The sequence below is a fragment of the Pseudomonas sp. NPDC087598 genome, assembly GCF_044743525.1.
Lineage (GTDB): Bacteria > Pseudomonadota > Gammaproteobacteria > Pseudomonadales > Pseudomonadaceae > Aquipseudomonas.
Genome location: NZ_JBIUWQ010000008.1, coordinates 118,200 through 133,800, shown reverse-complemented (window position 1 = coordinate 133,800; position 15,601 = coordinate 118,200). Strand labels below are relative to the sequence as shown.

The window sequence follows — 15,601 nt, the reverse complement described above, 5'->3', positions numbered from 1 at the left end:
TGATGGTCACGCCTTCGTCGTCGCCCAGCGGGAAGCTGGCGTCGAGCATCTTCTCGCTCGGCTTGAGGATCAGGGCGTTTTCCGAATGGTCTTCGCTGTCGATGCCGAACGCGTCGAACAGGGTTTCCATGTAGATCGGCAGGGCGAACTGATCGTCTTGCTCAAGGATGTCCTCGACCAACTGATCGCCTTCGCCCGAACCGCCGGAGTTGAGTTCCAGCAGACGGTCGCGACCGGTGTGCAGCTCTTCTTCAAGACGTTCGCGTTCAGTGCGCGCTTCGTCGATCAACGCTTGCCATTCGCTGTCGTCGGCTTCTTCCAGCAGCGGCAGCAGGCGCGGGCCGAACTGATGCTGCAAGGCGTTGCCGGTCGGGCAGGTGTTGAGGAACGCGTTCAGCGCTTCGTTGTACCACTGGAACAGACGCTCTTGCGGGCTGGTTTCCAGGTACGGCACGTGCAGTTCGATGATGTGCTTCTGGCCGATCCGGTCGAGACGACCGATACGCTGCTCGAGCAGGTCCGGGTGCGACGGCAGATCGAACAGCACCAGGTGGTGAGCGAACTGGAAGTTGCGACCTTCACTGCCGATTTCCGAGCAGATCAGCACTTGCGCGCCAAATTCTTCGTCGGCGAAGTAGGCAGCAGCACGGTCACGTTCAAGGATGTTCATGCCTTCATGGAACACCGTGGCCGGGATGCCGGAGCGCACGCGCAGGGCGTCTTCCAGGTCCATCGCGGTTTCGGCGTGGGCGCAGATCACCAGCACTTTGGTGCGCTTGAGCATCTTCAGCTGATCGATCAGCCACTCGACGCGTGGGTCGAATTTCCACCAGCGTTCTTCTTCGCTGGCGTCCGGCTGCGCCTGGAAGCTGACTTCCGGGTACAGCTCGGCGTGTTCGCCCAGCGGCAGCTCCAGATATTCGTCCGGGCACGGCAGCGGGTACGGGTGCAGTTTGCGCTCCGGGAAACCCTGCACGGCGGCGCGGGTGTTACGGAACAGCACGCGGCCAGTGCCGTGACGGTCGAGCAGTTCACGCACGAGGCGGGCGCTGGCTTCGCTGTCGCCATCGTTGACCGCGGTCAGCAAGGCTTCGCCTTCGTTGCCGAGGAAACCATGGATGGTTTTGTGCGCTTCAGGCGACAGGCGCCCTTTGTCCAGCAGCTCCTGAACGGCTTCGGCCACCGGGCGATAGTTGTCGCTCTCGGCGCGGAAGGCGGCCAGGTCATGGAAACGGTTTGGATCGAGCAGGCGCAGACGGGCGAAGTGGCTGTCCTGACCGAGTTGTTCCGGGGTGGCGGTGAGCAGCAGCACGCCCGGAATGGTTTCAGCGAGTTGCTCGACCAGGGTGTATTCCGGGCTGGCCTTGTCTTCGTGCCAGACCAGGTGGTGGGCTTCGTCGACCACCAACAGATCCCAGCCAGCGGCGAACAGCGCGTCCTGCGCCTTTTCATCGTCGACCAGCCATTCCAGCGCTACCAGCGCCAGTTGGGTGTCTTCGAACGGGTTGCTGGCATCGCTTTCGATGAAGCGTTCTTCGTCGAACAGCGCGACCTGCAGGTTGAAGCGGCGGCGCATTTCCACCAGCCACTGGTGCTGAAGGTTCTCCGGCACGAGGATCAGCACGCGATTGGCGCGACCCGAGAGCAGTTGGCGATGGATCACCAGACCGGCTTCGATGGTTTTACCCAGACCCACTTCGTCGGCCAGCAATACACGCGGTGCGATACGGTCAGCGACTTCACGGGCAATGTGCAATTGGTGCGCGATCGGCTGCGCACGCACGCCGCCCAGGCCCCAAAGCGAGGACTGCAACTGACGGCTGGTGTGTTCGAGGGTGTTGTAGCGCAGCGAGAACCACGCCAGCGGGTCGATCTGGCCGGCGAACAGACGGTCGCTGGCCAGACGGAACTGAATGAAGTTCGACAGCTGGGTTTCCGGCAGGGTGACGGCTTCGTTCTGCGCGTTGAGGCCGTGATAAACCATCAGGCCGTCGACATCGTCAACTTGCTGGACAGTCATCTTCCAGCCTTCGAAGTGGGTAATGCTGTCGCCCGGCGAGAACCGCACGCGAGTGAGGGGCGCATTCCGTAGCGCGTACTGGCGGGTTTCGCCAGTGGCCGGGTAAAGCACGGTCAACAAGCGGCCGTCCTGTGCCAGAACGGTGCCTAAACCAAGCTCTGCTTCGCTGTCACTGATCCAGCGTTGCCCCGGTTGATACTGCTGCGCCATGCTGCCTGACTCCCACCTTGAAAAAGCGGGCTATCTTAACGGAATGCGACCCTGAGGCCAAAGGATTACTGGGGTAGGAGCTGCCGCAGGCTGCGATCTTTTGATCTTCGGGAACGCTGGCGATCTGTGTTGTCCGATTATAGGTCGCAGCCTTCGGCAGCTCCTGCAGGTGCCAAGTGCGTCACAGATTTGCGACCAGTGGCTCAAGGCACCTTCGCCGCAGCCGATAGCCTGCTGACAGGAGACCCTTTATATGTTGCCACCGATGCTCCCCCTGAGCGCTGTGCCGATCACTTCCCAGCAGGATCCGATCCGCCAGCGGCCGGACATTCCTCCGGTGGTACCGGTGCAGGAAAGCTCCAACGAAAGCACGATCGATCTGCAAAAGCGCGATCCTGAAGAGGACAGACTGATGGCGCGCGAGGAACAGCGCCGTCAGCAAGAACGCGATCGCCGCCGCCGCGAAGCTGATGAAGACCCCGAAGAACACCTCGCCGTGCCGGGCCATGAACTGAATGCCGACAACACCGTGCCGGTGGTGCCGCTGATGGAAGATCAGCCGCGTCAGGGCCTGTGGGTCGACATCGAAATCTGAGGCTGAGCGGCCAGTTCAGCCAGATTTGCCAGCAACACTTCGATTTCCTCTTCCGTATTCAGATAACTCACCGACACCCGCGCAATGCTCTCCAGCCCGCGTGCTTGCATGTCCAGCGGCGTGTAGGCGACGCCATTGGCGCCGATATTGATGCGGCGTGCGGCCAGTGTCTGCTTGAGCGCAACACAGTCCCAACCTTTGAGCGTGAAGGCGATCAGCCCGGATTGCAGCTGCGCCGCGCCGAGATTGCGCAGGGTCAGGCCGGGAATCGTCTGCAAACGCTCACGCAGCAGGCGGCTTGATTGTTCAATGCGCCGCCGAATCGAAATCGCGCCGATTCGATTGTGTTCCTCCAACGCATTGGCCAGTCCGGCCAGCAAGGCCAGTGACACTTCACTGGTTTCGAAACGCCGGGCGTCATTGCGCAAATTGAAGCGCTGGCCGTCCCACGGCGCCGACAGTACATCGCGTTGTGCCGGCAGCAAGCGTTGCAGGAACTGCGCGCGGATATACAGCAGCGCAGTGCCGCGCGGGCCCCGCAGAAACTTGCGCCCGGCGCCCTTGAGCACGTCGCATTGCAGGGCCTGAACATCACAGGGCAACTGCCCCAACGCTTGGCCGGCGTCGATGAAGTAGGGAATGCCGTGACGCTGTGCGACCGCACCGATCTGCGCCGCCGGGTTGATCAGACCGCCGTTGGCGGGCAGCCAGGTCAGAGCGATCAGGCGCACATTGCGATCAATCATCTGCGCCAGTGCCTGCGGGTCGACGGCTCCGTTGGCGTCGCAGGGAATCACCTCCAGCCGCGCGCCGGCCTTCACCGCCTCAACCATGCAGGCCAGATTGCCGGCCCATTCATGGCGCCCCACCAAGATCCGCTCGCCCGGCTGCCACGGTTCCAGTGCGTTGAACGCCTGACTCCAGGCGGCCGAGCCGCTGCTGGCAAACGCGATGTCTTCGGGTTGCGCATTGAGCAGCGCCGCGGCGGCGGTTCGAGCCCTTTCCTGCACCTCACCGTCGGCCGCTTCCATGGGCCCGCCAAGCGCTTCGCGTTGCAGTTGTGCGATCACGGCATCGAGGGTGGCTTGGCTCGGCAGTGAGGCACCGGCGTGGTTGAAGTGGATGACGTTATTGCACCCCGGGGTTCTTGATCGCAGAAACGCGATGTCCTCGACATTCACGGCTGGAGCTCGAAGATCGCGTCGATTTCCACCGCAACGCCACTTGGCAGGCTGGAAACACCGACCGCCGTGCGTACATGGCGGCCCTTTTCGCCCAGGGCATTGACCAGCAGATTCGATGCGCCATTGGCGACTGCACCCTGACGCTGGAAGTCAGGCGTGGCGGCAACAAAAACACCGAGACGAATGATCCGCGCCAGTTTGTTCAAATCGTCACCCAAGGCATCACTCAACTGTGCGAGCAGGCCCAACCCAGCGAGTTCGGCGGCGTTGACCCCTTCCTCTTCGGAGATTACTTCGCCGAGTCGGCCGATGAATGCGGGTTTGCCGTCCAGCAGCGGAATCTGCCCAGAAATGAATAGCTGGTTCTGGCTGACGACGTGACTGATGTAATTGGCGATAGGCTGGCTCGGCGCGGGCAGTTGCAGGCCGAGTTGCTGGATGCGTTGGGTGAGTGAGTCGGTCATGGCAAGTCCTCCGGAATAAGGACTTCAGCATGTTGCCGAGTAGCGGGGTGGACAAACGGATAGATTTAATCTGACGTATCCAAATAACTCATGCGTCGGCAATCACTTCTAGCCACTGGCTGAAACTCTGCACAGCCAGGCTTGGCGGACGTTCGGGCGTGACCAGCCAGTATCCGATTTCACCGTGCATGGGCGGGGTGTCGAAGGCTGGCACCAGCGCACCTTCCTTGAGTCGGCGTTCGATCAGGCGCTGGCGACCCATCGCGATGCCTTGGCCGGCGACGGCGGATTCGACCACGATGTTGTAGTCGTGCAGCATGACGCTGGGCACATGAGCAAGATCGATGCCGCTGTGTTGCTGCCAGTCGATCCATTCGAACGGCTGGTGCGACTTGGCCATCAACAGCGGCCCATTATTGACACCTTTAGCCTTGGCGGCGGGGCTGCATACCGGGGTCAGGGTTTCGCTCATGAAGCGCCGGGCGCGGACTTTCGGCCAGCCGCCCTTGCCATAGCGGATCGCCAGATCGACTTCGCCACCGCCGACATCCGCCAATTGCACGGCGGGCAGCAGTTCGACATGAATGTGCGGATGTTTTGCGTTGAAATCCGCCAGTCGCGGAGCCAGCCATAACGTGGCGAAGGAGGCGAGCAGGCCGATGCGCAGAGTGGCCGGTTGATCGCCGCGCAGCTGCCGGGTGGCTTGGGCGATGGCGGCGAGAGCGGGTTCGATCTGCCGGTAATACGCCGTGCCGGCGGGCGTCAGGTCGATGGCCCGTGTGCGCCGGACAAACAGGCGCAGGTTGAGGAATTCTTCAAGCTTTTGCACTTGGTGGCTGATCGCACTTTGCGTCACCGACAACTCATCGGCAGCCTTGATGAAACTCAAGTGGCGGGCCACGGCCTCAAAGGCGCGCAGGGCCATCAGTGGTGGCAGATCCTGATGCAACGGCACGGCAAACATCCTTTGGGGCCTGATTCCAGACGCCGATTGTGCGTGGAAATCCGGCCGCGGGTACATCAATTGTTGAAGGTGCGTTGTGTCGATGGCTGTTCAGCGCTCGCGTCAGGCTGCATTATTGGCGCAGTCCTGCCGGCGAAACGGCAGTTGTGATTATTTCAAGCGATGCCTGTTGCCATGAGCCAAGACGACACACTGATTGACCTCAATGCCGAGCGCGCCAAGCGCATACACGACATCAAAGAGAAGCGTCTGAACGAAGTGCGCAATGCCTTCGAGCAGGCGATGCCGTTGGGAAAAGCCAAGAAAAAGTCGAAAAACAAACCGAAAAAGCGTTGATCTCCCCCTGCATCTGTTGATGCAGGTCAGTTATTTTCCCGCCTTTATCTCCCTTCTTTGCTGGTATTGATCCCGGTCAATTTGTGCGCCTGTGCGTTTGGTAACTTAGCTCCATCGCAGCAGAGCAGGGCCAGGAGGCCAGTCATGTTTTTCGATAACGTGGTGTTTGCCGGAGTGCTGACCGTCGGCCTCATGGTTCTGTTTTTTGCAGGGTTTGGATTTTTTATCTGGAAGGATGCGAACAAGCGCAAGAAGCCTTGATTCCCTTTCAGGTTTGATGAGCACGCAAGGCATTTTGGGCAACTTCGGTTGCCCTTTTTTTTTGCCTTGGCGGCCTGTGGGCCGACCATGTTGTGGGGTGTTTTTGAGGTATATCCGTTTTTTGGGTGATGGCTGATTAGGGTTCCGCCCTTACGGCGGGTCACCTTTTCCAAACGCCGAAAAGGTAACCCAAAAGGCTTTACCCTGACGTACGGCCCTCGCTGGGGCTCGGGTTCCTTCGCTCCGGGATTGATCCGGGCGCATCGCCTACGGTTTGCTGCGCTGCACCTCCTCTCGATGCATTTGGCTGCGCCAAACGGTCGCTGCGCTCCCACCCCCGGATCAATCCCTCCACTCCGGGGCCAAGCCTTTTGGGTTACCTTTTCGGCGTCTGGAAAAGGTGACTCGCTGTAAGAGCGAAACCCTAAGCAGCCATAACCGCAGCAACGGATATGCCCCCAAAACCCAACCCCTAAACAACAAAATCAAAAGATCGCAGCCTTCGGCAGCTCCTACAGGGGATAAGTCAGGCTGCGTTTTTTTGATCTGCTTTGGCTGTTGCTCTCCAGCCCCTTCGGCAGGCCGAGCGGAGGTGTTCATCCGGGGGTTAGGCGCGCAGCGCCGTTTGGCGAAGCCAAATACATCGAGAGGAGGTGCAGCGCAGCAAACCGTAGGCGATGCCCCCGGATGGACACCGTAGTGAGGGAACACTGAGCCTCAGCGAAGTGCCGTACGCCGGGGCCAAGCCTTTTGGGTTACCTTTTCGGCGTCTGGAAAAGGTGACTCGCTGTAAGAGCGAAACCGCCAGAAACATCACCCGCAGCAACGGATATGCCCCCAACTCCACCCCCCCAAAAAACAACAAAATCAAAAGATCGCAGCCTTCGGCAGCTCCTACAGGGGAAGTCAGGCTGCGTTTTTTTGATCTGCTTTGGCTGTTGCTCTCCAGCCCCTTCGGCAGGCCGAGCGGAGGTGTTCATCCGGGGGTTAGGCGCGCAGCGCCGTTTGGCGAAGCCAAACACATCGAGAGGAGGTGCAGCGCAGCAAACCGTAGGCGATGCCCCCGGATGGACACCGCAGCGAGGGAACACTGAGCCCGAGCGAAGTGCCGTACGCCGGGGCCAAGCCTTTTGGGTTACCTTTTCGGCGTCTGGAAAAGGTGACTCGCTGTAAGAGCGAAACCCTAAGCAGCCATAACCGCAGCAACGGATATGCCCCCAAACCCCAAGAACCCCAACCCCTAAACACAAAAAAAGGCGCGATCCTCTCGAATCGCGCCTTTTTCATTGACCGCTAACTATCAGCTACCCAGCGCCTTCGACGCCAACCAGAACAACCCGGCCGACAGTCCCACGGTTGCCGGCAGGGTCAACACCCAGGCCAACAGAATGGTGCGAACCGTGCCACCTTGCAGGCCGCTCTTGTTCGCGACCATGGTGCCAGCCACGCCCGAGGACAGAACGTGAGTGGTAGACACCGGCAGACTGAAGATGTTGGCCAAGCCAATCAAACTGGCAGTAGTGATCTGCGCCGACATGCCCTGAGAATAGGTCATGCCTTGCTTGCCGATCTTCTCGCCGATGGTCAGTACCACGCGTTTCCAACCCACCATGGTGCCCAGGCCCAAGGCCAGCGCAACCGCCAGAATCACCCAGAACGGCGCGTATTCAGTGGTGGTGGTCAGGTCTTTACGCAGTTTATCCAGGTCAGCCTTTTCACGGGCTTCCAGGACTGGCAACTTGCTGACTTTCTTCGCGGTGTCGTCCAGGCACAGCAGGTAGCGACGAACTTCTACGCGGCTTTCCGACGACAGCGAATGGTAGTCCGCAACACCTTTAAGAGTGTGGAGCAGGGCATTGATGGTCGGTTCGGTCTGCTGCGGGTTGCAGCGGAATTTCTCCGGCAGGTCGCCTTCTACGCTTTTGCCCAGGGCCAGGAACTCGCCGAGGGAGTCGGCGTTACGCTGATAGAACTGGCTCAAGTGCAGCGTCGCGTCGCGGGTGCGTTCGATCTGGTAAGTCGTGCTGTTCAGGTCGAGTACGAACTGCGCAGGAACGATACCGATCAACACCAGCATGATCAGGCCGATGCCTTTCTGGCCATCGTTGGAGCCGTGCACGAAGCTCACGGCCATGGCCGAGATCACCAGAACCAGACGGTTCCAGAACGGTGGGTGCTTCTTGTCGTCAAGCTTGCGGCGCTGTTCCGGCGTCTTGTGCATCTTCGACAGCGGGCGCCACCATTTCAGGCCGATCAGCACCAGTGCCGCGATCAGGAAGCCGGCCATTGGCGAGAACACCAGCGAGGCGCCGATATCGATTGCCTTCTGCCAGTTCACGCCGTCTGCCAACGGAATATCGTTGATCAGGGCATTGGCCAGGCCGACACCAAGGATCGAACCGATCAAGGTGTGCGAGCTCGACGCCGGGATACCGAAGTACCAGGTGCCAAGGTTCCAGGTGATTGCCGCGGCAAGCAACGAAAACACCATCGCCAAGCCATGGCCGGTGTTCACATTGATCAGCAGTTCCACCGGCAGCAAGTGAACAATGGCATACGCCACGCCAACGCCGCCCAGCAGCACGCCGAGGAAATTGAACACACCGGAAAAGAACACCGCCAGATGAGGCGGCATGGCTTTGGTGTAGATAACAGTGGCTACCGCGTTAGCGGTGTCATGAAATCCATTGATGAACTCGAAGGCGAGGACAAACGTCAGGGCGAGCAAGAGGCTCACAAGCACCCAAGCATCCAGTCCGCTGAATAAATCGATCATGAAGGTTTTCTGACCCGGTCGTAAGGGGGCGCGATTATGCCAGAAAAGTCTCGAAATCGATGCCCTACCTGCTCATCGGTAACATTCTTCTTCGATTTAATTTGTTGCAGCGCATTAAAACCAAGCGTCACGCAAGGTTTTTCAAGTCATTGAATTACTTGAAAAAAGGTCTTTCAGCTCATAGATTTTGCAGGTGCGCGAAGGGCTCAAACGCTTGTCTGAAATATCTGTGAAACCTGTCTGAAGCGTCCCTTCAGCCTGCGGGACGGGGAAATAGCCGCTGCCCGCGGGTAGCGGGCGCGCAAGGCTTCGTCGTTACACCGCGCTTGTAGCCGGTGCTGACGCAAACCTTCAAAGAAGCAAAAAACCGTGACTTATGGCTCTTCGGTTTTGAGTTCTTCTTCCATCTTTTTCAGTTCTTGCTGGAAAACCTGATCCTGAACGGTCGGCCGTTTACGCCATGCCTTGCGTTCTGGTTCGGGTTGAGCGGCGTAGGTGGTCACTTCCCCGCCGTAAACATCCTTGTAACGTTGTTCCTGGCGCTCAAGTTCCGCGCGCAGTTCGTCTTTCGTCACAGTGCTACCTGTTTGAGTTGAGTTAAATGTCTGGCGAATCGCACGGCAACAAATCGATTGAACGAACCCGCCGAGGGCTCAATGCCAGAGTGGGCATTGGTGGTTTCGGCAGAACGATCAAGACTTCCATGTTGCAGGCGGCTACGTCACCAGATTAAAACTGACGCAGCATCAGTTTCCAGTAATCAGCAAGCGTGCTGGCGGTGCATGAGTATGAGCGTCAGGCGCTGGCCGGGCTGACCGCGATGGACATCGCGTCAGCGGGTGGCGTCGTTATCAAAGAACAAACGACAAGCCACTGACTTGCATTATAGCGGTCGATTCGAAATTGACTATCTCTGCCAAGTTAAAAACGGTTCCGGATGTGTGATTGTTTTGTGACTCACAACTTTTAACAGAAGTTGTCGGCGGGGTGTTGCCTTGTTTGTCAGGTGATCAGTTTCTGGCGCCATTTAGTCGAACAACTAAACGCAGCGTCAATGCTGCATCGAAGTTCAATCCTCGGTAATAAGGCGCCTGAGCTGCGAGCCTGGAGCCATTGCGATAATCGGTCGACGGTTCGATAATCGCCCAATCTTGGCGTCTCCGCCCTTGTGCATCTCCCCGGGAGTCGCTTGTATAGCCATTGATCCGTGCCGGAACCAAGGACAAGAAATGAACGATCAAATGCGCAACTCCTTTACCTCAGTGGCGCCGCCGATTGTTGCCTCGCCGGCCAAACGCATTCAGGCGCTGACCGGTGATCCGGACTTCATGACTTCACTGGCCCGTGGCCTGGCAGTGGTGCAGGCCTTTCAGGAGCGCAAGCGTCATCTGACCATCGCCCAGATCAGCCATCGCACGGAAATCCCCCGCGCCGCCGTGCGCCGTTGCCTGCACACGTTGATCAAGCTCGGCTACGCCACGACTGACGGTCGCACCTACTCGTTGCTGCCGAAAGTACTGACCCTCGGCCACGCCTATTTATCCTCGACACCGTTGGCCGTCTCCGCGCAGCCGTACCTCGACCGTATGAGCGAGCAACTGCACGAAGCCTGCAACATGGCCACGCTTGAGGGCGATGACATTCTTTATATCGCCCGCTCCGCGACTACTCAGCGTCTGATTTCGGTGGATCTGTCGGTGGGCGGGCGTCTGCCGGCCTATTGCACATCGATGGGGCGGATTCTGCTGGCGGCGCTGGACGACACGTCCCTGGGCGAATACCTCGACCACGCCGAACTGGTTGCCAAGACCAGCCGCACGATTCACACACCCGCGGCGTTGCTTGAATGCCTGCAAGAAGTGCGGCAACAAGGCTGGTGCATTGTCGATCAGGAACTGGAGCAGGGCCTGCGTTCGATTGCCGTGCCGGTCTACGATGCTTCGGGGCAAGTGGTCGCCGCGCTCAACGTCAGTACCCACGCCGGCCGCGTCAGTCGTACCGAGCTTGAGCAACGCTTCCTGCCGGGCCTGCTCAGCGCCAGCCGCGACCTCAGCGCACAGTTGTTCGCCTGATGAAGCTGTTCGATAAACGCACAGTGTTGCGTTTATCGAATTGACGCTAAAACCCTCGGATCATTAATGTCGCGGCAGCGTCATCCGGCGCTGATGTGAATGAGCCCGCCGGATTGTCGACTCCCATAATAATGACAAGAGGCAACTCACCATGCGCACGTTCCCCGACTGTCTCAGCCCCATCCCCTGTTGCCGGGTTCACCGCAACGCCTGATCCAGACCTTCTATTCTTGTGCCCGAGCCGCTCCTTGGCCGGCCGCCGTTCGACTGCGTTTTTTGCGTGGAATAAAAATAATGAACCAGCCTCAGTCCGCTGTAGGTCAGTGCCTCGATGTGCAGACCTTCATCAACGCCCAACCGATCTCGCGCTATCAGTGGAGGGTGGTGATCCTGTGTTTCCTGATTGTCTTTCTCGATGGCCTCGACACTGCCGCGATGGGTTTCATTGCCCCGGCGTTGTCGCAGGACTGGGGCATCGACCGCGCCAGCCTCGGCCCGGTGATGAGCGCCGCACTGATCGGCATGGTGTTCGGCGCGCTCGGTTCCGGGCCTTTGGCTGACCGTTTCGGGCGCAAAGTCGTCTTGGTGGGGGCGGTGGTGCTGTTCGGCGCTTTCAGCCTGGCCTCGGCGTACAGCACCAATGTCGAGCAATTGCTGGTGCTGCGTTTCCTGACTGGGCTGGGTCTGGGCGCAGGGATGCCGAACGCGACGACGTTGTTGTCGGAGTACACCCCGGAGCGCAAGAAGTCGCTGCTGGTAACCAGCATGTTCTGCGGCTTCAACCTCGGCATGGCCGGTGGCGGTTTTATTTCGGCGAAGCTGATCCCGGCGTTCGGCTGGCACAGTTTGTTGCTGATCGGCGGGATTCTGCCGCTGATCCTCGCTGTGGTGCTGCTGTTCTGGCTGCCGGAATCGGCGCGTTACCTGGTCGTGCGCAACCGTGGCACCGACAAAGTGCGCAAAACCCTCGCGCCGATTGACCCGGTCACCGTCGCTCAAGCTTCCAGTTTCAGCGTGCCCGAACAGAAAACCGTCAAGGCGCGCAATGTGTTCGCGGTGATCTTCTCGGGCACTTACAGCACCGGCACCTTGTTGCTGTGGCTGACCTATTTCATGGGTCTGGTGATTGTTTATCTGCTGACCAGTTGGCTGCCGACGCTGATGCGTGACAGCGGCGCGAGCATGGAACAAGCGGCATTCATTGGTGCGTTGTTCCAGTTTGGCGGGGTATTGAGCGCGGTCGCTGTGGGATGGGCGATGGACCGCTTCAATCCGCACAAGGTTATCGGCATTTTCTACCTGCTGGCCGGGGTGTTTGCCTACGCCGTGGGGCAGAGTCTGGGCAATATCACGTTGCTCGCGACGCTGGTGCTGGTGGCGGGGATGTGTGTGAACGGCGCGCAATCGGCAATGCCGTCGCTGGCGGCGCGGTTTTATCCGACTCAGGGGCGGGCGACCGGGGTGTCGTGGATGCTCGGGATTGGCCGCTTTGGCGCGATTCTCGGGGCGTGGATGGGCGCTACGTTGTTGGGCCTGGGCTGGAATTTCGAGCAGGTGTTGACGGCGTTGGTGATTCCGGCGGCGCTGGCCACGACTGCGGTGGTGATTAAAGGCATGGTCAGTCATGCGGATGCGACTTGAGGTCACGGTCAGTATTTTCGGTGAATGTTCCGACCCTTTCGCGAGCAGGCTCGCGAAGGGTCAATACAGATTGATAGGGTGACAACAATCTGTTCGATAAACGAACACTCAGTCGATTATCGGATTGTTTGGTGAATTTCCCAAGCTTAATCTGCAGTGACTCCGGCGCTGAACCTCGCGCCTTTTTATCACTGGCGATTCATTACAAAAACGGGAGCCCGCTCCATGGCTGAGATCCTTTCGCTGCACGACGCGGTGAAGCAATTTGTCAACGACGGCGACACCGTCGCGCTCGAAGGCTTCACGCACCTGATCCCTACGGCGGCGGGTCACGAAATCATTCGTCAGGGCAAGAAAGATCTGACCCTGGTGCGGATGACGCCTGACCTGATCTACGACCAACTGATCGGCGCCGGTTGTGCTCGCAAGCTGATTTTCTCCTGGGGGGGCAATCCGGGTGTGGGATCGCTGCACCGTCTGCGTGACGCGGTCGAGAAACAATGGCCGCAGCCGCTGGAAATCGAAGAACACTCCCACGCCGATCTGGCCAATGCCTACGTCGCTGGCGCTTCCGGCCTACCGTTCGCGGTGCTGCGCGCCTACGCCGGTTCCGACCTGCCGAAGGTCAATCCGCTGATCAAGTCGGTTACCTGCCCGTTCACCGGTGAAGTGTTGGCGGCAGTGCCGTCGGTGCGTCCGGACGTGACCGTGATCCACGCACAGAAAGCCGACCGCAAGGGCAACGTGCTGTTGTGGGGCATTCTCGGTGTGCAGAAAGAAGCGGCACTGGCGGCCAAGCGCTGCATCGTCACCGTCGAAGAAATCGTCGACGACCTCAAGGCGCCGATGAACGCCTGCGTGCTGCCGACCTGGGCGTTGAGCGCGGTTTGCCATGTGCCGGGTGGCGCGCATCCGTCCTACGCCCACGGTTACACCGAACGCGACAATCGTTTCTATCAAGCGTGGGATCCGATCGCCCGTGACCGTGAAACGTTTACCGCGTGGATCAACGAATACATCCATGGCTGCGCTGACTTCAGCGAGTTCCAGGCCAAATTGGCCGCTGCTTCGGAGGCCAAGTAATGACGTACACCACCAATGAAATGATGACCGTCGCCGCGGCCCGTCGTCTGAAGAACGGTTCGGTATGTTTCGTCGGCATCGGCCTGCCATCGAAAGCCGCCAACCTCGCACGCCTGACCTCGTCGCCGGACGTGGTGCTGATTTACGAATCGGGTCCGATTGGCGCCAAACCGACAGTGCTGCCGCTGTCCATCGGTGACGGCGAACTGGCGGAAACCGCCGACACTGTCGTCCCGACCGGTGAGATCTTTCGCTATTGGTTGCAGGGCGGACGCATCGACGTCGGTTTTCTCGGCGCGGCGCAGGTCGATCGCTTCGGCAACATCAACACCACCGTGGTCGGTGATTACTTCTCGCCGAAAGTACGTCTGCCGGGTGCCGGTGGCGCGCCGGAAATTGCCGGTTCGGCGAAAAGCGTTCTGATCATCCTTAAACAGTCGGCACGCTCGTTTGTCGACAAGCTCGATTTCATTACCTCGGTCGGTCACGGCGAGGGCGGCGATTCGCGCAAACGTCTGGGCCTGCCGGGCGCCGGCCCGGTCGGCATCATCACCGACCTGTGCATCATGGAGCCGGAAGAGGGCACCCACGAGTTCGTGGTCACCGCACTGCATCCGGGCGTGACCCGCGAGCAAGTGGTTGCGGCCACCGGTTGGGCGATTCGTTTTGCTGACAACGTCGAAACCACCGCGGAGCCGACCGACGTCGAACTGACCGCGTTGCGCGATCTTGAAGCGCGTACCGCTGCGGCCCACGGTCAGGCACCGGGAGAAGCATGATGCGTGACGTTTATATCTGCGACGCGATCCGCACCCCCATCGGCCGTTTCGGCGGCGGTTTGTCCGCCGTGCGCGCCGACGATCTGGCTGCGGTGCCGATCAAGGCTCTGATGGCACGCAATCCCTCGGTGGACTGGAGCGCCATCGACGAAGTATTCCTCGGTTGCGCCAACCAGGCCGGCGAAGACAACCGCAACGTTGCGCGCATGGCGTTGTTGCTGGCCGGCCTGCCGGAGACCGTGCCGGGTGTGACGCTCAATCGTCTCTGCGCCTCGGGCATGGACGCGATCGGCACGGCATTCCGGGCGATTGCCAGCGGCGAGATGGAGCTGGCGATTGCCGGCGGCGTCGAATCGATGTCCCGCGCACCGTTCGTGATGGGCAAGGCTGATGCGGCGTTTTCGCGCAACATGAAACTGGAAGACACCACCATCGGCTGGCGTTTCATCAATCCGTTGATGAAAGCGCAATACGGCGTCGACGCGATGCCGCAGACCGCCGACAACGTCGCCGATGACTACGAAATTTCCCGCGAGGATCAGGACGCTTTCGCCTTGCGCAGTCAGCAGCGTACGGCAGCCGCGCAGGCTGCCGGCTACTTCGCCGAAGAAATCGTCGAAGTCCGCATCGCCCATAAAAAAGGCGAAACCGTGGTCAGCCATGACGAGCATCCACGCGCCGACACGACAATTGAGGCACTGAGCAAACTGAAACCGGTCAACGGCCCGGACAAGACCGTCACCGCCGGGAATGCCTCCGGTGTCAATGACGGTGCCGCGGCGCTGATTCTCGCGTCCGCCGAAGCGGTGAAAAAACACGGTCTGACTGCCCGCGCCAAAGTGCTCGGCATGGCCAGCGCCGGGGTCGCGCCACGGGTGATGGGCATCGGCCCGGTGCCAGCGGTGCGCAAACTCACCGAGCGTCTCGGTGTGGCCGTCAGCGATTTTGATGTGATCGAACTCAACGAAGCGTTCGCCAGCCAGGGTTTGGCGGTGCTGCGCGAGCTGGGGCTGGCGGACGACGCTACGCAGGTCAATCCGAACGGCGGCGCAATTGCCTTGGGGCACCCGTTGGGCATGAGCGGTGCGCGTCTGGTGCTGACCGCGCTGCATCAGTTGGAAAAGACCGGCGGCAAGAAAGGTCTGGCAACCATGTGCGTCGGTGTGGGGCAGGGTCTGGCCCTGGCCATCGAACGCGTCTGACGCACAGCGGTACG

At 60.0% G+C, this 15,601-nt stretch carries 14 protein-coding genes; 8 read left to right on the top strand and 6 right to left on the bottom strand.

Annotated features, from left to right (window positions below; all coding sequences use genetic code 11):
- Positions 1 to 2,230, bottom strand: a 2,230-nt coding sequence (gene rapA, locus ACIOWE_RS07220; protein WP_401389151.1) for an RNA polymerase-associated protein RapA, incomplete at its 3' end; no start/stop codon positions are given.
- Between the two features lie 253 nt (positions 2,231 to 2,483).
- On the opposite strand from rapA, the gene ACIOWE_RS07215 reads away from it, so the two are divergent.
- Positions 2,484 to 2,825 carry an aspartate-semialdehyde dehydrogenase gene (locus ACIOWE_RS07215; RefSeq protein WP_103307214.1) on the top strand — a complete coding sequence of 114 codons (342 nt, stop codon included), beginning with the start codon at positions 2,484 to 2,486 and terminating at the stop codon, positions 2,823 to 2,825.
- Here ACIOWE_RS07215 and ACIOWE_RS07210 read toward each other — a convergent pair.
- The 3 genes from ACIOWE_RS07210 to ACIOWE_RS07200 all read right to left on the bottom strand — a co-directional run bounded on the left by ACIOWE_RS07210 (position 2,795) and on the right by ACIOWE_RS07200 (position 5,428).
- Positions 2,795 to 4,006, bottom strand: coding sequence for an aminotransferase class V-fold PLP-dependent enzyme (locus ACIOWE_RS07210; RefSeq protein ID WP_401389148.1), 1,212 nt, complete (start codon positions 4,004 to 4,006; stop codon positions 2,795 to 2,797). The two genes, ACIOWE_RS07215 and ACIOWE_RS07210, sit on opposite strands and share 31 nt — an antisense overlap.
- Entirely contained in the window at positions 4,003 to 4,473 is a 471-nt protein-coding gene (locus ACIOWE_RS07205) for a RidA family protein (RefSeq protein ID WP_401389145.1), read from the bottom strand. Before ACIOWE_RS07205 ends, ACIOWE_RS07210 begins: the two co-directional genes overlap by 4 nt.
- An 88-nt stretch (positions 4,474 to 4,561) precedes the next feature.
- Complete coding sequence (locus ACIOWE_RS07200) at positions 4,562 to 5,428, bottom strand: LysR substrate-binding domain-containing protein (protein ID WP_401389142.1); 867 nt, start codon at positions 5,426 to 5,428, stop codon at positions 4,562 to 4,564.
- A 183-nt stretch (positions 5,429 to 5,611) separates the two neighbouring features.
- Between ACIOWE_RS07200 and ACIOWE_RS07195 the strand changes: the two genes are divergently transcribed.
- Together ACIOWE_RS07195 and ccoM are read left to right on the top strand one after the other, a co-directional pair.
- Complete coding sequence (locus ACIOWE_RS07195) at positions 5,612 to 5,773, top strand: hypothetical protein (protein ID WP_201238787.1); 162 nt, start codon at positions 5,612 to 5,614, stop codon at positions 5,771 to 5,773.
- 144 nt (positions 5,774 to 5,917) lie between these two features.
- Positions 5,918 to 6,034, top strand: coding sequence for a cytochrome c oxidase subunit CcoM (gene ccoM, locus ACIOWE_RS07190; RefSeq protein ID WP_007959205.1), 117 nt, complete (start codon positions 5,918 to 5,920; stop codon positions 6,032 to 6,034).
- Between the two features lie 1,300 nt (positions 6,035 to 7,334).
- On the opposite strand, the gene ACIOWE_RS07185 is transcribed toward ccoM, so the two are convergent.
- Positions 7,335 to 8,810, bottom strand: coding sequence for an inorganic phosphate transporter (locus ACIOWE_RS07185; RefSeq protein WP_201238786.1), 1,476 nt, complete (start codon positions 8,808 to 8,810; stop codon positions 7,335 to 7,337).
- A 374-nt stretch (positions 8,811 to 9,184) separates the two neighbouring features.
- Positions 9,185 to 9,385 (bottom strand): hypothetical protein, encoded by a 201-nt coding sequence (locus ACIOWE_RS07180; RefSeq protein WP_103307048.1) that lies wholly within the window; start codon positions 9,383 to 9,385, stop codon positions 9,185 to 9,187.
- A 654-nt stretch (positions 9,386 to 10,039) separates the two neighbouring features.
- Here ACIOWE_RS07180 and pcaR point away from each other — a divergent pair.
- The 5 genes from pcaR (at position 10,040) to pcaF (ending at position 15,587) form a co-directional block, all read left to right on the top strand.
- A complete protein-coding gene (gene pcaR, locus ACIOWE_RS07175) occupies positions 10,040 to 10,882 on the top strand; it encodes a pca regulon transcriptional regulator PcaR (protein WP_201238785.1) in 843 nt (280 codons plus the stop codon).
- A 294-nt stretch (positions 10,883 to 11,176) separates the two neighbouring features.
- On the top strand, positions 11,177 to 12,523 hold the full coding sequence (locus ACIOWE_RS07170) for an MFS transporter (RefSeq protein WP_141129392.1): 1,347 nt from the start codon (positions 11,177 to 11,179) through the stop codon (positions 12,521 to 12,523).
- A 225-nt stretch (positions 12,524 to 12,748) separates the two neighbouring features.
- Positions 12,749 to 13,606, top strand: coding sequence for a CoA transferase subunit A (locus ACIOWE_RS07165; RefSeq protein WP_401389137.1), 858 nt, complete (start codon positions 12,749 to 12,751; stop codon positions 13,604 to 13,606).
- A complete protein-coding gene (locus tag ACIOWE_RS07160) occupies positions 13,606 to 14,385 on the top strand; it encodes a CoA-transferase subunit beta (protein WP_401389134.1) in 780 nt (259 codons plus the stop codon). Before ACIOWE_RS07165 ends, ACIOWE_RS07160 begins: the two co-directional genes overlap by 1 nt.
- A complete protein-coding gene (gene pcaF / locus ACIOWE_RS07155; protein WP_401389132.1) occupies positions 14,382 to 15,587 on the top strand; it encodes a 3-oxoadipyl-CoA thiolase in 1,206 nt (401 codons plus the stop codon). Before ACIOWE_RS07160 ends, pcaF begins: the two co-directional genes overlap by 4 nt.
- Positions 15,588 to 15,601 lie beyond the last annotated feature (14 nt).